Annotated in this window: 21 protein-coding genes, 2 tRNA genes and 1 pseudogene; 12 read left to right on the forward strand and 12 right to left on the reverse strand. The window is 41.0% G+C overall.

Annotated elements, in window-relative coordinates:
* Window positions 1-359: 359 nt before the first annotated feature.
* Window positions 360-2,513: a fatty acid oxidation complex subunit alpha FadB gene (gene fadB / locus E0H80_RS14965; RefSeq protein WP_131367013.1), complete on the forward strand. Its 2,154-nt coding sequence runs from the start codon at window positions 360-362 to the stop codon at window positions 2,511-2,513.
* Window positions 2,514-2,525: 12 nt separating this feature from the next.
* Window positions 2,526-3,698, forward strand: coding sequence for an acetyl-CoA C-acyltransferase FadA (fadA, locus tag E0H80_RS14970; protein WP_067869528.1), 1,173 nt, complete (start codon window positions 2,526-2,528; stop codon window positions 3,696-3,698).
* A gap of 48 nt (window positions 3,699-3,746) precedes the next feature.
* On the opposite strand, the gene E0H80_RS14975 is transcribed toward fadA, so the two are convergent.
* On the reverse strand, window positions 3,747-4,436 hold the full coding sequence (locus E0H80_RS14975; protein ID WP_131367015.1) for a hypothetical protein: 690 nt from the start codon (window positions 4,434-4,436) through the stop codon (window positions 3,747-3,749).
* 247 nt (window positions 4,437-4,683) lie between these two features.
* On the opposite strand from E0H80_RS14975, the gene E0H80_RS17170 reads away from it, so the two are divergent.
* On the forward strand, window positions 4,684-4,833 hold the full coding sequence (locus tag E0H80_RS17170) for a hypothetical protein (protein WP_228260005.1): 150 nt from the start codon (window positions 4,684-4,686) through the stop codon (window positions 4,831-4,833).
* 314 nt (window positions 4,834-5,147) lie between these two features.
* Here E0H80_RS17170 and E0H80_RS14985 read toward each other — a convergent pair whose 3' ends face one another.
* Window positions 5,148-5,417: a hypothetical protein gene (locus E0H80_RS14985; protein WP_131367017.1), complete on the reverse strand. Its 270-nt coding sequence runs from the start codon at window positions 5,415-5,417 to the stop codon at window positions 5,148-5,150.
* 667 nt (window positions 5,418-6,084) lie between these two features.
* Between E0H80_RS14985 and E0H80_RS14990 the strand changes: the two genes are divergently transcribed.
* A complete protein-coding gene (locus E0H80_RS14990; protein WP_131367019.1) occupies window positions 6,085-6,540 on the forward strand; it encodes a hypothetical protein in 456 nt (151 codons plus the stop codon).
* 95 nt (window positions 6,541-6,635) lie between these two features.
* On the opposite strand, the gene E0H80_RS14995 is transcribed toward E0H80_RS14990, so the two are convergent.
* The 3 genes from E0H80_RS14995 to E0H80_RS15005 form a co-directional block, all read right to left on the reverse strand.
* The gene (locus E0H80_RS14995; RefSeq protein WP_228260006.1) at window positions 6,636-7,166 is read right to left on the reverse strand and encodes a hypothetical protein; all 531 of its coding nucleotides are present in this window, start codon (window positions 7,164-7,166) and stop codon (window positions 6,636-6,638) included.
* A gap of 275 nt (window positions 7,167-7,441) precedes the next feature.
* Complete coding sequence (locus E0H80_RS15000) at window positions 7,442-8,170, reverse strand: class I SAM-dependent methyltransferase (RefSeq protein WP_131367021.1); 729 nt, start codon at window positions 8,168-8,170, stop codon at window positions 7,442-7,444.
* A gap of 27 nt (window positions 8,171-8,197) precedes the next feature.
* Window positions 8,198-8,899, reverse strand: a complete 702-nt coding sequence (locus E0H80_RS15005; RefSeq protein ID WP_131367023.1) for a hypothetical protein — start codon at window positions 8,897-8,899, stop codon at window positions 8,198-8,200.
* Between the two features lie 64 nt (window positions 8,900-8,963).
* Between E0H80_RS15005 and E0H80_RS16665 the strand changes: the two genes are divergently transcribed.
* Complete coding sequence (locus E0H80_RS16665) at window positions 8,964-9,140, forward strand: hypothetical protein (protein ID WP_165494323.1); 177 nt, start codon at window positions 8,964-8,966, stop codon at window positions 9,138-9,140.
* Between the two features lie 344 nt (window positions 9,141-9,484).
* Here the strand turns inward: E0H80_RS16665 and E0H80_RS15010 are convergent.
* From E0H80_RS15010 to E0H80_RS15020, 3 genes are all read right to left on the reverse strand, one after another.
* A tRNA-Phe gene (locus E0H80_RS15010) sits at window positions 9,485-9,560 on the reverse strand.
* 135 nt (window positions 9,561-9,695) lie between these two features.
* Window positions 9,696-9,771, reverse strand: a tRNA-Phe gene (locus E0H80_RS15015).
* Between the two features lie 470 nt (window positions 9,772-10,241).
* Complete coding sequence (locus E0H80_RS15020) at window positions 10,242-10,619, reverse strand: GNAT family N-acetyltransferase (protein ID WP_067869514.1); 378 nt, start codon at window positions 10,617-10,619, stop codon at window positions 10,242-10,244.
* Window positions 10,620-10,714: 95 nt separating this feature from the next.
* On the opposite strand from E0H80_RS15020, the gene hisB reads away from it, so the two are divergent.
* The 6 genes and pseudogenes from hisB (at window position 10,715) to E0H80_RS15050 (ending at window position 15,184) form a co-directional block, all read left to right on the forward strand.
* Complete coding sequence (gene hisB / locus E0H80_RS15025; protein WP_067869512.1) at window positions 10,715-11,308, forward strand: imidazoleglycerol-phosphate dehydratase HisB; 594 nt, start codon at window positions 10,715-10,717, stop codon at window positions 11,306-11,308.
* Entirely contained in the window at window positions 11,308-11,925 is a 618-nt protein-coding gene (hisH, locus tag E0H80_RS15030) for an imidazole glycerol phosphate synthase subunit HisH (protein ID WP_131367025.1), read from the forward strand. Before hisB ends, hisH begins: the two co-directional genes overlap by 1 nt.
* 167 nt (window positions 11,926-12,092) lie before the next feature.
* Window positions 12,093-12,608 (forward strand): annotated as a pseudogene (locus tag E0H80_RS15035) (DUF805 domain-containing protein).
* A gap of 127 nt (window positions 12,609-12,735) precedes the next feature.
* The gene (locus E0H80_RS15040) at window positions 12,736-13,413 is read left to right on the forward strand and encodes a 3'-5' exonuclease (RefSeq protein WP_131367027.1); all 678 of its coding nucleotides are present in this window, start codon (window positions 12,736-12,738) and stop codon (window positions 13,411-13,413) included.
* 67 nt (window positions 13,414-13,480) lie between these two features.
* Complete coding sequence (gene hisA / locus E0H80_RS15045; RefSeq protein WP_131367029.1) at window positions 13,481-14,212, forward strand: 1-(5-phosphoribosyl)-5-[(5-phosphoribosylamino)methylideneamino]imidazole-4-carboxamide isomerase; 732 nt, start codon at window positions 13,481-13,483, stop codon at window positions 14,210-14,212.
* 69 nt (window positions 14,213-14,281) lie between these two features.
* Entirely contained in the window at window positions 14,282-15,184 is a 903-nt protein-coding gene (locus E0H80_RS15050) for a DMT family transporter (RefSeq protein WP_131367030.1), read from the forward strand.
* 178 nt (window positions 15,185-15,362) lie between these two features.
* On the opposite strand, the gene E0H80_RS15055 is transcribed toward E0H80_RS15050, so the two are convergent.
* Genes E0H80_RS15055 through E0H80_RS15065 form a run of 3 tightly spaced genes read right to left on the reverse strand, consistent with a single transcriptional unit; the run spans window position 15,363 to window position 17,378 of the window.
* Entirely contained in the window at window positions 15,363-15,755 is a 393-nt protein-coding gene (locus E0H80_RS15055) for a DUF4870 family protein (RefSeq protein ID WP_131367032.1), read from the reverse strand.
* Between the two features lie 30 nt (window positions 15,756-15,785).
* The gene (locus tag E0H80_RS15060; protein ID WP_131367034.1) at window positions 15,786-16,409 is read right to left on the reverse strand and encodes a DUF1294 domain-containing protein; all 624 of its coding nucleotides are present in this window, start codon (window positions 16,407-16,409) and stop codon (window positions 15,786-15,788) included.
* An 18-nt stretch (window positions 16,410-16,427) separates the two neighbouring features.
* Window positions 16,428-17,378: a homoserine kinase gene (locus E0H80_RS15065; protein WP_131367036.1), complete on the reverse strand. Its 951-nt coding sequence runs from the start codon at window positions 17,376-17,378 to the stop codon at window positions 16,428-16,430.
* A 113-nt stretch (window positions 17,379-17,491) separates the two neighbouring features.
* On the opposite strand from E0H80_RS15065, the gene hisF reads away from it, so the two are divergent.
* Window positions 17,492-18,250: an imidazole glycerol phosphate synthase subunit HisF gene (gene hisF, locus E0H80_RS15070; RefSeq protein WP_131367038.1), complete on the forward strand. Its 759-nt coding sequence runs from the start codon at window positions 17,492-17,494 to the stop codon at window positions 18,248-18,250.
* Window positions 18,251-18,639: 389 nt separating this feature from the next.
* On the opposite strand, the gene E0H80_RS15075 is transcribed toward hisF, so the two are convergent.
* On the reverse strand, window positions 18,640-19,227 hold the full coding sequence (locus E0H80_RS15075; protein ID WP_131367040.1) for a hypothetical protein: 588 nt from the start codon (window positions 19,225-19,227) through the stop codon (window positions 18,640-18,642).

The following is a 19,227-nucleotide window of genomic DNA, read 5'->3' on the forward strand; positions in this document are numbered from 1 at the left end:
GCACTGGCTTTATTAAGTGGGTAATTTAGCTTAATTGACCTTTTTGACCAAAACAAACTCATAAAAAACTTGCAATCCAGAACTTACCCCCGATATAAATAACCACGAAATGATTAAAAAACCTTAATTTAAACAAAAAGTTCATCACATTTTTACAAGGTACAGCAAAACTAAAGCTATTCATCACAAGGGTTTGTTGAAAAAAAATTGATGACCCTTGCGTCACCGCTTGATACAACTTGTTATGTTCTTTTTGGATATAGTTATCGTAAGATTAGCGAAGTTCGATGTGCGCGGGAAATGCGTACATGCTTCAAAACATCAACTTAATAAGTCCTCCAAAATAAAGGAGATCAGGCATGATCCACGCTGGCAATGCCATTACCGTCCAAATGCTTTCGGACGGAATTGCAGAATTCCGCTTTGACTTACAAGATGAGTCGGTCAACAAATTTAACCGTGCAACGATTGAAGACTTTAAAGCTGCCATTGACGCTGTTAAAGCCAATAGCGACGTTAAAGGTTTAATCGTTACCTCTGGTAAATCAACATTTATCGTGGGTGCAGACATCACTGAGTTTGGTGATAACTTTGCTCAAGGCGAAAAAGCAATTGTGGATTGGGCAATGCCTGTTCACGAAATTTTCAACAGTTTTGAAGATTTAGAGATTCCTAAAGTTGCTGCAATCAATGGTATGGCATTGGGCGGTGGTTTTGAGATGTGTCTGGTCTGTGACTACCGTGTCATGTCAGAAACAGCTCAAGTGGGCTTGCCTGAAATCAAACTCGGTATTTTTCCGGGCTTTGGTGGTACGGTTCGTTTAAGCCGTGTTATTGGTATCGACAACGCGGTTGAATGGATGGCGATGGCCAATCCTAAACGCCCTGATGCTGCGCTTAAAGACGGTGCTGTTGATGCGGTGGTTGCTGCAGACAAACTGCAAGCCGCTGCAATTGACCTGGTTAAACAGGCCATTGCTGGTCGCCTTGACTGGAAAACCAAACGTCAGGAAAAACTGGATCCCGTTAAACTTAGCCCAATCGAACAGATGATGGCGTTTAACTCCTCTAAAGGCATGGTTTTAGCCAAAGCAAACCCTGCTCAATACCCTGCGCCAAAACTGCTTCTTGACTCATTACAGGCAGGTGCAAGCCTTCCACGTAACGAAGCATTAAAAGTTGAAGCTGAAGGTTTCGCTAAAGCTGCAATTACGCCTCAAGCAGGCGCGTTGATTGGTTTATTCCTCAATGACCAATTGGTGAAGAAGACTTCGAAAAAACATGAAAAAGGTGCACACCCGGTAAACCAGGCGGCTGTTCTAGGCGCGGGGATCATGGGTGGCGGTATTGCTTACCAAGCGGCAAGCAAAGGCACACCAATTATCATGAAAGACATTGGTAACCCGCAACTTGCATTGGGTATGTCTGAAGCGACCAAACTGTTGACCAAACAAGTTGAACGCAAAAAGATGACCCCTGCGAAAATGGGTGAAACCCTTGCTCGCATCCGCCCAACTTTAAGCTTGGATGAGTTTAAAGATGTGGATATCGTGATCGAAGCGGTCACGGAAAATCCAAAGATTAAAGCTGCTGTGCTTGCGGATACTGAAAAATCAGTACGCGAAAACACCATCATTGCCTCAAATACTTCTACGATTTCAATCACGCGTTTGGCTGAAAGCCTGCAACGTCCTGAAAACTTCGTTGGTATGCACTTCTTTAACCCAGTTCACATGATGCCTTTGGTTGAAGTGATCCGTGGTGCAAAGACTTCTGATGAAGCGATTGCAACCACTGTGGTTCTTGCTCAGAAAATGGGTAAAACCCCAATCGTAGTGAACGACTGCCCGGGCTTCTTGGTCAACCGTGTATTGTTCCCTTACTTCGGTGCGTTCGACCTGTTGCTTAAAGATGGCGCTGACTTCCAGCAAATCGATAAAGTAATGGAACGCTTCGGCTGGCCAATGGGCCCTGCTTACTTAATGGACGTTGTCGGTATCGACACGGGCGTTCATGGTGCAGAAGTAATGGCGGAAGGCTTCCCTGACCGTATGAAACCGGACTTCAAAGGTTCGATTCAAACCATGTATGAAGCAAAACGTTTGGGTCAAAAGAACGATGTTGGTTTCTACAAATACGAGTTAGACCGTAAAGGCAAAAAAGCGAAAAAAGTTGATCCTACAGCGTATGAATTGATTGCATCTGTAGTGACTGGCGAAAAACGTGAATTTGATGCGCAAGAAATCATTGACCGTATGATGCTGGCTTTCTGTAACGAAACTGTCCGTTGCTTAGAAGACAACATTGTCGCGACTGCATCAGAAGCAGACATGGCGATGATCATGGGTGTAGGTTTCCCTCCATTCCGTGGCGGTCCAGCACGTTACATCGACCAAACAGGTGTTGCTGAATACGTTGCTCTTTGCGACAAGTATGCACACTTAGGTAAAGCTTATGAAGCGCCACAAATGTTGCGTGACATGGCTGCTAACAACAAAAAATTCTACGGTTAAGGAGCAACGTGAATGGCTACTTTAAATCCACGTGACGTTGTCATCGTTGATGGCGTACGTTCAGCAATGGGTAAAACCAAAAACGGTATGTTCCGCAATGTACGTGCTGACAGCTTATCTGCTGAACTAGTTCGTGCCTTGGTTGCTCGTAACCAGTTTGATGTCAACGAAGTTGAAGACGTGATCTGGGGCTGTGTAAACCAGACCTTAGAACAAGGTATGAACATTGCCCGTAACATCGCATTGCTTGCTGATCTTCCAAAAACTGTTGCAGGTCAAACTGTTAACCGTCTTTGTGGTTCATCTATGCAATCGATTCATACTGCGGCGGCACAAATTGCAACCAACCAAGGTGATATCTTCATTATTGGTGGTGTAGAGCATATGGGTCACGTCGGTATGATGCACGGCATCGACCTAAACCCTGAAGCCTCTAAGCATTATGCCAAAGCGTCTAACATGATGGGCTTAACCGCTGAAATGTTGGGTCGCATGAACGGCATTACCCGTGAAGAACAGGATGCGTTTGGTGTAGAATCTCACCGCCGCGCTTGGGCTGCAACACAAGAAGGTCGTTTCAAAAACGAAATTATTGGTGTTGAAGGTCACGACGCAAACGGTTTCAAAATTTTGTGCGATATTGACGAAGTGATTCGTCCTGACTCAAATCTTGAAGCATTTGCAAGCTTACGTCCTGTGTTCGATCCAAAAGGCGGTACGGTCACTGCGGCTACATCTTCAGCGTTGTCTGACGGTGCATCAGCAATGTTGCTTATGTCTGCTGAACGTGCGCAAGCTTTAGGTCTTAAACCACGTGCTGTGATTCGCTCTATGGCGGTTGCAGGTTGTGACGCAGCAATCATGGGTTACGGTCCTGTTCCTGCAACGCAAAAAGCGCTTAAACGTGCTGGCTTGTCAATTGCTGATATTCAAACATTTGAATTGAACGAAGCGTTCGCTGCACAAGGTTTGTCTGTTCTTAAAGGCTTAGGCATTTATGACCAGCAAGACCGTGTGAACTTGAACGGTGGTGCGATTGCATTGGGTCATCCACTCGGTTGTTCTGGCGCGCGTATCACAACGACGTTGCTGAACGTGATGGAGCAACAAGATACGCAAATCGGTCTTGCGACCATGTGTATTGGTTTGGGTCAAGGTATTGCGACAATTATCGAACGTGTTTAATTCTTAAATACTTCGAAAAAAAGAACCCCGCTTAGTGTGGGGTTCTTTTTATCTCGGTAAATATCGCTTATTACCGCCACTAGTTATACAGTAATGTCCACCTCTTGGGCCTACGCAATAATCTACTACTGCACAAGAACAACTATTGCCATAAATATTATCTGATTTATTTTTGGAATAATTTTTACTCGATTTAGATACAGCATTTAATTTTTGATTACTTGTTTTAAGCTCATTCAATTTTCTTACAGAGCTAATATTTCGATCGGTATTTTTTACAATTACCCGAGATCGTGCCCTTTGTTCATGTACCTTATGACAAGTTTCATTACTACATAAATATTTACTATCAATCCATTGAGGTGAATCATTTTCTATTGTTATTCTTTCCCAATTATTTTTACGGTCAAAAATAAAAACTTTACTGTCTTTATTTAATACTCTGAGCATCTTACCATTGTTTGGAGCATCATAGACTGGGGCCTGATTTCTTACTATTTTTTGAGCTATGGGAAAATATCTATATTCATCACCTAAAGTATCCGCCTCCGCATTTTCAATTAATTTTTGTATTGTATCTTCGTTATCTTTTTCTTGTAGATCAGTTTTAGTATCTACATCCATAGCATTTTCTATAATATTTGGAACTCTTTTTTCTAATTGACTAGTAATTTCTACTTGTAGACCCGAACAAGCACCGAGCAAAAAGATTACTATACTTAAAAATAATTTATTCATTCTCACGATTTTCTGAATTTTCTTTAGATATTATATTTTTAATGTAGGTACAAAATCACACAAAAGTATATTTTTTAGAGATATATTTTCTAGGAATGGTTTTAGATTCATGTAACTGCTGTGAAACATCCTATTCTCAATCTGCAAGTTTAGCTGAAAAATAAACTAATAAAATTTTATTCATCAATTACTTATAATAGTAGGCATATGATCAAGCCTCTTTTCCTATTTACTTAAAAGAGTTTGTATGAACATGCTTAAAACAATTATTGCGACTGTATTTGTAGCGACTTCTGCCTCCGCAATAGCAACTGAAGGTCAAATCGCTCCAACAACTGTTGTAACTAAAACAGCAACCCAGACTGTGGCTAAAGAAGTGCTACACCTGCACAAGTAAAAGTTGAAGCTATGAAAACTGAAGTAGTTAAAACCAAAGATGCGGCGGCTGAAAAAGCAGAAGTAAAAGCTGAGAAAAAAGGCTGGTTCTCTTAGTTAAAGAAAGCTGCCTAGGCTTTTTTAAAACATAAAAAAGATGTCATCCTGAAATTAATAAGTTGACTATGTTTTTAGCATATGCCTCAACATCAAATTGAAAATAAACTGATCGTATTGCATTCATATAGATTAGGTAGCCTATAAAAAATAAAAACCGTCCGGTAAGGACAGTTTGATGGCCTTTAAAAAAATAGAAGTAATAAAATTTCAGTTTTACTACACCAGTTGTTCGCGTAACCACGCCATGTATTTTTCTCGGTCCATAAAATCAGGCGAATTGCCTGTGTCCAGACTAAAATATTGCTGATTGAACTGAATCACAATCTGTTCGGTATGATGCCAGCCTTCAATCAGCTGGAAATACTGGTTGAAGAAAGACCGACTCTTGCCCCGATTGTTCAGGCTTTCCAGTTTCGGATATTTTTTATTTTCAACAAACTCACTGTATACATGCTGAATATCATCAAAAACATGTAGGGTTTTCATGACTCATCTGCCTAGATTTCATGTTGTGATCTTCGTGACCGTTTTAATCTAGCAATAGAGTTTGAACAACAAATGACAGTCTTATTGCAAAACTGTCATGTTTGAAAAGATGAAGTGCTTTTATTTAACTGCATGTTAGAGCCAAATTCTCATGAATATTCACCTTTAATTTCATTGAAAAAATTTTTCTTCATCATAAATACGCGCCAAGATGGTATGGATGTCAACGGTTGAACAGAGGTGTCAGGGATGAACTGCTGTTTCGTACAGGCATTTGCTTAATTTGTGCCAGCAAAGTAAAAATTAGCTGCGCGAGAATATTTAAATATCAGCATCGATGGGAGCTTATATAGATATTTTCTTGGATATAAATTTTATTGAGTACATAGCGTATGGCTTATATGCGTAAAACGATATAATTTTGCCGAGAAAAACCAAGAACATTTAATCCTTATAATCATCAAAAAGTATCAATTTCTATCTCATCACACCCGGCAAAAAATAAACGCAATGTAACCTACCGCAACATCATGTTATTGCTTTGTAATTTTAGTTGAATAATCACGCAATTAAAATACCAGTCAAGCGCCCTGTAACCAAACCATCCCCTAGAAAGCATAGTATTCACAACACATTATTTTTCAAACCTTTTTATAGAGTGATGACTATGAATACTATTAAAACTGCTATGGCTATGGCTTTAGTTGCAGCAACAACCTCTGCTATGGCAACTGCAACTGTAGAAGCGACTCCGGCTGCTAAAGTTGATGCGTTAAAAGCTCAAGTAAAAGCAGAGAGCATTCAGACTGCAAACACAGTTAAATCAGCAGCTGCGGCCACTCAAGAAAAAGCTGTTGTAGCAACTGATACTGCTGTACACAATACTGTAGCAGCCAAAGATGCAACTGTTGCTAAAGCAACTGAGGCAAAAGATGCTGTAGTAGAAAAAACTGCCGAAGTGAAAGACGCAACTGTTGCTCAAGTCACTGAAGTAAAAGACGCGACTGTTGAAAAAACTGCTGAAGTACAAGAAGCCACTGCTGAAAAAGCGGATGCTGCTAAAGCTGAAGTAAAAGCTGAGAAAAAAGGTTTCTTCTCTTGGTTTAAAAAATCTGCAGCTTAATTTGCTTTAACGCATTTTAGCTCAAAAAAAGGATGCCTGTGAGCATCCTTTTTCTTTCTACAGAAAACATTTATTTTTCTATCAATATTTTAAAACTAGCGCATAGCATTATTTTGAATAGAGCCCTGCTGTTGTTGCAACTGTCTGATGGATTCATTTCGCGCAGTATTTTCCAAAATACCCATCGAAATTTGCTCTCGAGCAATTTGTACATTAGTTGCGCTGCGGTCTATCCCAAAAGGTTCAAGGATAATATACAGGCCTTCTCTTGGATCAGGTGACTGCAAACCTTGTGCAACCGCCAGAACATATTGCTGCTGTTCCAATGGCAAGCTGTTTATATCGGGCATTGGCCCATCAGGCACAAGATCGATGCTCGCTAAAATGGTCGGATTAACCACAAAATTTTGAGTATCCAGCTGGATCTGCATAATCCGATGCTGCAAAGCTCTTACTTTTTGCGGATCTTGCTGATATTGAATGATGCTTGTAGTTTCAGCTCTTAATTCCGGTTCTGCCATCATTCTTAATACAGGCATTTCAGCAGTATCGGCAAAAGCATAAGATAGAGAAAAATGTCCAAGCATCAACATGACAGCAAAAAACATATATTTTGGGAGCTTCATGGCAGTCCTACTCAAAAAAAATAAAAGTAAATAAACAACCTTTAACACTCATAATTCTATAATAAACCCTTTATTTGACAGCCTTTGCCCCGATAAGCGGTCTGAATTGAATTTTAATTTTTATTCAAAAATCATTTGATTTAGTATCTTTATATACATGAAATTTATATTAAAAAATTCCATTTTTATTATATTAATTTTCTAAAAATCATCTTTTTAGCTTTGAATTATTACTCTAAAACAACCCAATATCCCGCTGGCTTAATTTTTTATTTTTAAACCGTTCCTATACGTAGCAGGACAGGAAATGTTACATCTAATTTTTCAGGCGCAACTTTTAAAGCGTTTGAAATCGACTGAAGCGGATCATGCTCATTTTTATCTTGATAATGCTTGAGCGCTGACCAGGTTCTTAGATAGCTCAATAATTGCTGTGGTGACCATTGATATTGCAAATGCATCTCTGCTACAGCCTGCTCATTAAAAGGAAACGGAATGGTTTGATACAACTCATCAATATAACGGCGCTCACTGTCCCAATAACCGTTTAGCGTTTCAAAGTACAGCTGTTGAACCAAACTGTTAACCGCAGCATCCTGCACCTCAATTAAGCCATAACCAATGGCAGCGAACACCCCTTGCGGTTTAAGCACCCGTTTGACTTCTTTATAAAAGGCATCAAAGTCAAACCAGTGAATGGCTTGAGCCACCGTAACCAGATCAATAGATTGTGCAGGAAGATTACTTTGCTCTGCCGCTTGCAGCTGATAGCTGACATTTTCAAAATAAGGCGCTTGCTGCAACTGTGCTTCACTAATATCGCTTGCCACCACCTGATCGAAATACGGGGCTAATAATTGGGTGAACTGTCCAGACCCTGCTCCACAATCCCATGCGAAATTCCGTTGCGGCACATGCTTTAAAATTTCTTTCACAATTTGAATGGAGTAATTTGGGCGGGCTTGTTTATAACCAAGACTATGATTCGAAAAGAGGTCTTTCATTAAACTATTCTCAAAATATTGCTTAATTTAATCAATCACCTGATCAATTGTAAAACTGACTTGGGCAATCGGATTAAGCTGATCATTCAACTGATAATATTTAACATCGTAAGTACTGGCTTTCCATCCTTGCACCGGATTAAAACTGACCCAGTTTTGCTCCCGATTGCTACTTACCCGCTGCGGCATAAAAAATAGTACTTCACCTGTAGACTGGTTACTCCAGCGGATAAAAACCTGCTCGTTATTGGATACTTTTCCCAAAGTGTCAAAATGGGCAAATAACTGCTGTCCGGCATAAATCTGCCTCGGCAACACATCTCCTGCTAAATATTGTTGTTGGGTCGTCACCGAGGCCTGACCTGCCAAGACTTCATTCGCATCGTTTTTTGCATCGACAAATTCACTGACCAGACGTTTGGCAAACACGCGCTTATTTTGAATACTGGATAAGTCATAGCCTGGAAAAGTCTGATCAAGATACGTATTGATCTGTTCAGGAGTGGCGCTCTCTATAACTGAATTGATCTGTACTTTCTGATTTTTTAACTGCTGTTGTAATGCAAGTTGATTTTCAGGTTGAATCTGCACTTTTTGCTGGATCCGCTGAATAAAATTTTCCACAGCAATATCCTGACGTGATTCACGAACAGGCGGTACAGATTCAGACTTGGATGAGGCAACAAAATAGCCCAATCCAAAACACAGGATGCCCATAACCCACGGCATAAAAAATTTCATAGCTGTTAATAACTATGAATTACAGGTGATGGTTTCAGTCAGATTTCCGACAGTGACACTTAAACTTCCACGCGAAAATAATGTGCCCTTACTCACTTGCTGTCTGGTGAAATTGGTTCCTGAAAGCAATCTCAATCCTTCTGAAGTACAGATTCCTGTCTGGGTGTCATTCGTGAGTCTTAGTATGCAACCATCCGTTGTAACTCTATGGGTATTCGCTACGGGTTGAGCACATATCTGAGTAATAACCGGGGATGATGATGACTGTAAGTCACATGCGGAACAGTCCTGACTCGGACCGCCACAGGCATTGGCTGCTCTTTCACTGCGACAAACATAGGTTTGTGAACCAAAAGTAAAAGTTTTCTCAAAGGAAGAGTTGAAGTAATCTCCGCTTCCACTACCACCACAGGCAGTCAGCAGCACAGAGAGTAAAGTGAATATTGAACATCCGATTGTTTTCATTTTTTATGCTCGAATTGTTATTGCGGTTATTTTATACCAAAAAAGTTCAGACCCAAAAAAAGCTGACAAAAAAAAACCTCAAACAATGTTTGAGGTTTTTTTCGAATATGGTGGCGAGACCCAGGTTCGAACTGGGGACACACGGATTTTCAATCCGTTGCTCTACCGACTGAGCTATCACGCCGATGCGGTGTATTAAGCCGTATCTGGCATCAATAGTCAATATAATTCATGACATTTTTATTTGATCGAATATTTTTTGCCCAAAAAAAATCCCTGATCAGATCAGGGATTGAAATCTTGAAATAGATTTTGAATATGGTGGCGAGACCCAGGTTCGAACTGGGGACACACGGATTTTCAATCCGTTGCTCTACCGACTGAGCTATCACGCCAATGGAGCGTATTAAACAATTTAAGTGTTTTTCAGTCAAGCAGGTTTTATGCTTTTTTAAACAAACGTTTATTTTTACAGCAGATTTCACGTTATTTGATTATTTTTTATTTAAAACTCAATTCATTATTTCACACAGCACATTTTTAGGCATAAAAAACAGTCTCCAGGCTTAAGTTCTGATCAGTTAAAAGGTGTTTAATTAACTTGCTGGCTTTTTAGATCAAATATTGGCAGCTGGTTTGTTTCCTGCAAAACCGTGTTTTTCATCTACCCAATGAGAAGCCTCAAAATATATTTTGGGTTGGCAAGAAAAGTATCTTGCAGTGCAAGGCATCTCATAGCTCAAACCATTGCGAATGACATTTTCACGTATCAAATAACATGATGAATTCACAATAAAAAATGCCAGTCAATTTCTTCACTGACTGGCATTCGCCTCAAGACTGCTTTTTTACACTCTGTTTAAGCTTAAATTTTTTCCAAATGCGCCAGACAACGATGAATGGCGCCACAGCCCGGCTCAAAGGTCTTCACCCCTTTATCTTCTTCAATTCGGCAGACTTCGCTCACCAGTCGTTCTGCCACCCCGCGTCCACGGTTAGCCGGATGCACTACAATATTTTCCAGGATCTTGCTTTCCCCTTGCCCGGTACACCAAATTGCCCCAATCAGTTTAGTATTAAATTCTGCTGTATAAACTAAGGTATACTGAGCCAAGTTTTGCTCTAGTTGTTCAATGGCATCCTGCCCATCTCCAAATTCCGGGCTGGTGTCATACAGTCGCTCAAGCTGGCTGCGCACTTCGTCGTTTTCTAGTGAAGTATAAGCATGTACGGTAATAGGCATTGATTAACCCTCCTGAGCAATCTAATATGCGATGATTTCGTCATCGCGAAAAATTTTTACATCATCATTTTTGACGTTTTTTGAGGAACGTGTCTATGACGCAACGTATCAGTGAAGTGGTAAGAAACACTAACGAAACCAAAATTCGAGTTCGGGTGAATCTTGATGGTACGGGTCAAGGCACCCTCAACACAGGTATTCCATTTTTAGATCATATGATTGATCAAATCAAGCGACACGGCTTATTCGATATCGATATTCATTGTGATGGTGACCTGGATATCGATGATCACCATACCGTCGAAGACTGTGGTATCACACTGGGTCAGGCTTTCGCACAAGCGCTCGGTGATAAAAAAGGCTTACGTCGTTATGGTCATTTTTATGCACCACTGGATGAAGCTTTAAGCCGTGTAGTGGTTGATTTATCTGGTCGCCCTGGCTTGTGGATGGATATTCCATTCACTCGCGCCCGTATTGGTAGCTTTGATGTTGATCTATTCTCTGAATTTTTTCAAGGCTTTGTGAATCATGCGCTAATGACGCTGCATATTGACAACCTGAAAGGCAAAAACAGCCATCACCAGATCGAATGTACATTTAAAGCCTTTGCACGCGCACTGCGTATGGCCTGTGAAATTGATCCACGTGCAGAAAATACTGTTGCTTCAACCAAAGGTAGTTTGTAATGACCCGTATTGCCCTTCTTGACTATGGCATGGGAAATTTACACTCTGCAGCCAAAGCCTTAGAGCATGTCGGCGCAACTGTCGATGTGACCAATGATCCCAAGCTGATTGCCCAAGCTGATAAAATTGTATTTCCGGGTGTAGGTGCAATGCGTGACTGCATGCAAGGTATGCATGAAGCCGGTATTGATGAAGTCGTACGCCATGCGGTATTCAACAAGCCTGTACTGGCGATTTGTGTCGGCATGCAAGCGTTGATGCAACGCTCTGAAGAAAATGGCGGTACAGATGCGCTGGGTATTTTTGCAGGTGAAGTGAAGCATTTTCCTGAGATGGCCGGTTTAAAAGTTCCCCATATGGGCTGGAATCAGGTGCATCAGGCAGACCCAAGCCATCCGATGTGGAAAGACATTGAACAGGATGCACGTTTCTATTTCGTGCACAGTTTTTATGTTGAACCGAAAGATACCGCTCTGGTCGCTGCAACTTGTGATTACGGTTTAGAATTTTGTACTGCGCTGCATACAGAAAACCTGTTTGCCACCCAGTTCCATCCGGAAAAAAGTCATACTGCCGGTTTGCAACTGTTGAAAAATTTTGTGGAATGGAAAATCTAGACATTCACTGTTTGGTATTTTAAAAGCTCAACTCTGGTTGGGCTTTTTTATGGGTTCAAATTGAGTAGCCTATATCAGATTGACTGTTTTTTATGCATTTTAATTGTTATTATATTTGTGCAAATCATTATATTTAAAAAATAATTAAAACAATGGGGAATAAAAAAATGAATCAAACCTATCAACGCAATGAGTCAGCCTTAAACCCAAGTGGTCGTTTCGGTCGCCTATCTTAATTGGGCTGGAACATGCTGATGAGCTTTTCTATCCTGATTATTATTGGGATAATTGCAGCTTTTTCACCGGACTTATTTGTTGATCCCGCCACTGCCATGACTGGCTCTTCCATTCTGGCAACGGTTCTCATCGGGAGGGCTTATCTTGCCTTGTTATATTTTAGTTTTGTTTTTACCATTCGCCGCCTACATGACCTCAATCATACGGGATGGTTATCGCTGCTGATCTTAATCCCTCTGCTGAATCTCATTTTTATCCTTTACCTGATTTTTGCCAAAGGCAATGACAGAAGCAATGCATATGGTCCTCGACGTATCACCCAAGGCTGGGAAAAAGTGCTGGGATGGATTTATATTTTAATTTTTCCTCTCACTCTTGTAGCGGCAATTGCACTTTCAGCTTATCAAGATTATGTGACTCGCGCTCAACAGGTACAGATGGAATAAAGTATCCATCACGCCACTGAATACGTTTAAATTCTGGATAAAGCCCATGACTGGTGGGCTTTACTTTTGCGTAAAATCTGAAAAGCGATTAAGCTGAATTTAAAATAAATCACTATCTCGATTCATTATGGAAGAATTTCTGCTTCAAACGCTGCCGAGCAAAGAACAAATTCAGGAATTGCCTGTGTTTGAGAATCTTCCTATGCAACAGATTCATCTCATTCACAGTATTGAACAATGCCTTGCTATTGAACAAGAATTGAAAAGCTGTGCACTACTGGGTTTCGATACCGAATCCAAACCGACCTTTGCCAAAGGTGAAGTGTCAACCGGGCCGCATCTGATCCAGTTGGCCAGTCACGATAGCGCCTATTTATTTCAAATTAACCCTCAAATATTAGAATTTCTAAAACCTGTTTTTGAAAATCGGGATCAAATCAAAGTAGGATTTGGTTTAAAGAATGATGCGCATCTGTTTCGGAAAAAAGGCATTGAGCTGAATAGTGTGGTTGAACTGTCGAAATGCTTCTCCGCCTTTGGTTTCCCCAATCCCATGGGGCTGAAAAATGCCATGGCACTTTTATTTCAAGTGAATTTTCCTAAAAGTAAAAAAATCAGCACCTCCAACTGGGCGCGTAAAATACTGACTCCGGCCCAAATTCAATATGCGGCTGCCGATGCTTATGCACCTGTTCTGGTGTTTGAAGAATTGCATCGTTTGGGCTTACTGCCTGAACATATTCCCAACACATCATTAAAATTACGCATTCGCCCGAACAAAATAAAAGCTGAAACTGAGGCTTAGAGATTTAGCAATACTTTGTTAAGATGACAAACAATAACTTTAACGAGATTAGGCAAGGAGCGAAAGCATGCTGATCATCCCTGCAATTGACCTGAAAGATGGCAAATGTGTTCGTTTAAAACAAGGCCGCATGGAAGACGATACCGTATTTTCTGACGATCCAGTTGCAACTGCACAGCATTGGGTAAATGAAGGCGCGCGCCGCTTACATTTGGTTGATTTAAACGGTGCTTTTGCCGGTACGCCCATTCATAAGCCAGTGGTTGAAGCCATTGCTAGATCTCAGCCGGATTTACCGATCCAGATTGGCGGTGGTATCCGTTCGTTGGAAACCATTGAGCATTATCTACAAGCTGGCGTATCTTTTGTGATTATCGGGACTAAAGCAGTTCAGGATCCTGAATTTGTTGAAGAAGCCTGCAGAAAATTCGCCGGTCACATCATTGTCGGTATCGATGCCATGAATGGTATGGTGGCTACCGATGGCTGGGCAAATATCACTGACATTAAAGCGACTGATCTGGCAAAACGCTTTGCCGATGCCGGTGTATCCAGCATTGTTTATACCGACATCGCACGTGACGGCATGATGCAAGGTGTCAACATCGAACAGACTGTAAATTTGGCGACTTATTCAGGTTTGCCTGTAATTGCTTCTGGCGGTGTAACCAATCTTGACGACGTTCGCAATTTAAAAGGCCAACCGGGTATTTTAGGTGCGATCACCGGTCGTGCAATTTATGAAGGCACATTAAACCTTCGTGAAGCGCAATCACTTTGGGATGATCAATCCATCTAAGTATTGATTTATCCTTAAGAGGTCTTCGGACCTCTTTTTTATTTCCATGAATTTCTTCGCTCTATAGACATGTCAAACGCTCCTTCTCGGTTTAAAACCAAAGCCCCGCAACTTGCCTTAATTCTGATTACCATCATTTGGGGTGGATCATTCCTTACTGTGCAATACGGTTTAAATTTTGCTAGCCCGATGTTTTTTGTCGGCTGTCGCTTTGCTGTAGCCATGCTGTTTGTCAGTCTTTTTTCCTGGAAAGATCTAAGTGGCATTAACTTTAAAGAAATTGCTGCGGGTGCATTGATTGGGTTGGTGATCGCGATTGGCTATGGTACTCAAACCATTGGACTACAAAGTATCAGTAGCAGTGAATCAGCTTTTCTAACCGCGCTGTATGTGCCCTTAGTACCGCTTCTGTTGTGGCTATTGTTTCGCAAAACGCCACAATTTATGACTTGGTGCGGTGCAGGACTGGCTTTTCTCGGTCTCGTATTTTTGACTGGCAACGGCTTTGGACACCTACAACTGAACTTTGGGCAGCTGATTACCATTCTGGGTTCAATCGCCATCGCCCTTGAAATTATCCTGATTGGTTTTTTTGCCGGTAAAGTCAATGTCCGCCGAGTAACAGTGATTCAGCTTGGCTTTGCTTCTCTTTTTGCTTTTTGCATGATGCCTGTGACGGGTGAAGTCTGGAATCCGGCATTTTCTTGGCCACTTCTGATCATTCTATCTGGACTGGGTTTGGCCAGTGCAGCTATTCAGTTGGTGATGAACTGGGCACAGCGCGAAGTTGATCCTTCACAAGCTGCTATTATCTATTCGGGTGAACCAGTCTGGGCCGCCCTGATTGGACGACTGGCTGGTGAACGCTTACCCATACTTGCCATTTTAGGCGGTGCATTGGTGGTGATGGGTGTAATTTTCAGTGAATGGAAGCCAAGTTTTTTCAAGAAAAATAAGCAAGTGAGCTCTTAAGAGTTTAATTGCTTTCTATTCCCTGACCCTGGCTCTCTCACATAGGAAGAAGGAATAAACTAAATCAGGCGATAAAAAATATAGTCTGCGAGGGAGAGGTACTCCACTAATTGCCAGAACGATCCTATTAAAAAAGGCTGCTTTAAGCTGCCTTTTTATTTTTATTTATCAGTCGTTATTATTGATACATCGGTTGATTATCATTCAAGCGAATAATACCGCGAATAGCCCGATAGACAATCCAGATCCAGGAGATCCCAATCACCATAAGGCAGAATGTAGTTGCAATGAGTGCAACACCTGCGAAAAGATCGGTATTTTCACCGGTAAAAAATAGGAAAAAGAACGGAATAAAAGCAATAACATTCCAGAATAAATACCACCAGAAAGTGCGGATTTGCCAGGTAAAGTGGCTTTCAAAAATAGAGCCACGTACATCGCCACGTTTAACATAGTTAATGATTAATGCAATGACTGCCAGTAAACCAGCTGAAAAAATAGCAATAATATAAAGGACATAAAGAATTAAAGTCAGAGTACGATTAGAGTCTTTATCAATAGAATAATTCATTGTTAGACCTTTTAAAGTAATTGTTCTCCTTTAAAATTTAAGAAAGTTTAAAGGAGAAATTAGCCATAAAATCAAAAGAATGTTTAAGCCTATAGTACAAAAATAAATCTTTCTAAACGGTTGTTTTTGTGTTTTATGACGCAATTTTTCCTGTGCCAGCCATGCTGTAGGCCAGCCCCCAAGAAAGGATAAAATATGTAAAGTCTGTTCAGGTACACGGCGATTACCCAGTAATGCCGCCTCTTTATCTTGTGCATACATCCAATAGGTCATGGCATTCATGATGCTGATAAATAACAACACCATTCCACTTAACAAGCCAGCTATGGTAAAAACAGCCAAAGCCAAGATATAAGCTACACAGGCAATTTGCATTGGTTTTAATTTTTGTGTTTGTCCATTTACGTTTTTCGGTTTAGCCAGTATTTTTTGTGTTTGCGAGGCTTTGAGATACATTACCTGTTGTGCACGGAAACGCCCTTCCCCATCCAATAATACCGTATATTCCAGTGCACAACCGACAATAGGACGTGGCCCTTGACGAGCAAAATCCTTGATGTGTAAAAACACGCGATCTTTCGAGGCATCATTCGGTTGAATGAAACCATAGCCTTTGTCATCAAACCATTCGACTAATCGCCCCTGATCGCGCATTTTTATTTCCTATTTATTTTAAGCAGTGACAAATTTTAGTCTTTCTACCAGCATATTACGCATCTCTTGTGGATTTTTTTGCAAAATATCATCGCCAGTACGTCCCTGTTGTGCATTTTTTTGTGCCACTTGTAAACGCATCAGCCAAAACCGAGCTGCTGCCATCGCCAAATATATCTCTAAACAGGCTTTTTCATCAGTAGTTAATGGACGTACGGTTTCATACGCTTCCAAGAATGCTTGTGCCTTAACTTCATTTAAATGCACTTCTGGATATTCGGTACAGAAGTCATTTAAAGTTATCGCGAGATCAAACAGAAATTCATCTTTATTCAGTTCGTAAAAATCTAGAATACCCTTTAATTCATTCCCTTCAAACAAGGTGTTGTCACGGAACAAGTCTGAATGAATAAAGCCTTTAGGACGGTCAGGATAGACTGCGGTTAAAGCCTCATACAGCCCCAGAACTTCACTCAACAAAATAGCATCCGCAGGATTTAAAGTCGGTTTTAATTCTTTGGCGACTTGTAACCAATAATCATGATTACGATATTCTGCCCGTTCTAAAGGAAAATCTTGTAATGCGATATGCATTTTCGCCTGTGCAATGGCAATTGCTTGTGCTTGTTCCACAGTCGATGGCATCGGATGTTGACCCATCATGCGCGGCGCAATTTGAGCAGGCTTATTTTTTAGCGTATGAATAGCTTTACCCGCATAATTTAAGGGCACTGGCACCGCTAAACCTTGTTTGCCCAAATGCTCAAGTACGGGAACCAATTCCCCTGCACCTTGCTCATCCATCTCTTCAAATATAGTCAGCACATAATGTTTGGCGTTTGCACAGACTAAAAAATAGTTTGTGTTTTGAATACCTCCTTGAATGGGAATCAGGTCAACCACCTCTAATCCATAAGGTGCTGCAAAAGCCTGAACTTCCTGTAAAGTCAAAGGGGTATAAACCGACATAGAAAACCTGCAAAAAAACTTACATAATTTTGATAGAATACCCGCTCCAACTACCAAGGTGTAGCACCTTCGTGGCGAAGTTTCATAATCGGCTGTTATTTTTGGAAAAAATTATGCTTGCTAAACGTATTATTCCTTGCCTTGACGTAGATAATGGTCGAGTGGTGAAAGGTGTGCAGTTCCTTGATATTCGTGACGCAGGCGACCCGGTTGAAGTGGCACGTCGCTATAACGAACAAGGTGCCGATGAGATTACCTTCTTAGACATTACTGCAACCTCAAGCGGCCGTGACACCACTTATCGTACTGTGGAACGTATGGCAGAAAGTGTATTCGTTCCCTTAACCGTGGGTGGCGGTGTGCGTAAAGTGGATGATATTCGCTCATTACTCAATGCCGGCGCAGATAAAGTCAGCATTAACTCGGCTGCGGTGTTTAATCCGGAATTTGTCCAAGAAGCATCACAACGCTTTGGCGCACAGTGTATTGTGGTTGCCATTGATGCGAAAAAAACGGCTCACAATAAATGGGAAATCTTCACTCATGGTGGGCGTAAAGCAACCGGGATTGATGCCTTGGAATGGGCTGTAAAAATGGCCGAATATGGTGCCGGAGAACTGCTGATTACCTCTATGGATGCTGATGGCACCAAATCCGGTTATGACCTCAAACTCATGCGTCAAATCAATAATCGCGTGAACATTCCGACCATTGCTTCGGGCGGTGTCGGCTGTTTACAACATTTAGCAGATGGTATTTTGCAAGGCGGAGCAGATGCAGTTCTGGCCGCTTCTATTTTCCACTTTGGTCAACATACCATTCCTGAAGCAAAACAATATCTAGCTGCACAAGGCATCGAAATGCGCCTGTAAAACTTTAATACCTTCTTCTCAAAAAGAGTGTTTTTAAAATACTCTTTTTTATTTTAATGAAGTATTAATAAAAATTTTAGATAAAAAAAGGGAGTCTTAGAGACTCCCTATAAACCCAAGAAAACTACAGCGCGTGGTTTCTTGCAAGATAAAACACCAGACTAGATACACTAACTAGGTCAAGTTTGCTTACAACTTAACGGTGCGGCAAATATAGAATAAAAAAGCCTTGGAATATTGACCATTAATGCCAATAACGTTGACAATTTACGACATTACTTTAATAGACCAACAGCAATAGTCTATTTAAAATCAAAATATTAATTTAAACTCAATAAAATTAAAAACGCCTAACTGCTATATTTTTTATATCTCCACTGATCATTGCATCACTTTTCTATCCATTTTGCAGGAAAGTAAGTGGCCGAGATAAAATTCAATACCTTTGAGATAGGTTGCGCTAATGTAATACCCAGCGGATTCTGTTCTTGCAAATCTTTTGATGAAATCACCCGGGTTCCGAGCACATAATCAAACCAGGGTTTGGTCACACACCAGTTGGCATCCTGATTTGAGTTCATATGATGATCATAATGCCAGGGGATTTTTTTCATTGCCCAGTCTGGCTCTAAATGGGCACGACGATGAATATAGTAATAATTGCAGGCACTGTAGACCGCGGCCACAGCCATGCCTTTCGAGACAGGATAAAACATTAAACTGGTACTTGTCGCCACCACTGCCAGAGAAAGGATTTCATTTTTGGTGCGCCAGTTTGAAATGCCTTCGACATAGCCATAGTCGTGAAATGCCGTTTTTCGAACTTCACGATGATGTTCCCAATGTGATTTCATGCTTTCAGGTACAGGACTATAACGCGGCTTTCCATGACGATGGGTACCATGCAAAATATATTTGTGCGCTATCCATTCAAAGCCATTGGCCACAACCAGTCCAAACAAAAAACCTTTCCACAT

It is taken from the genome of Acinetobacter sp. ANC 4779 (assembly GCF_004331055.1).
Classification (GTDB): domain Bacteria; phylum Pseudomonadota; class Gammaproteobacteria; order Pseudomonadales; family Moraxellaceae; genus Acinetobacter.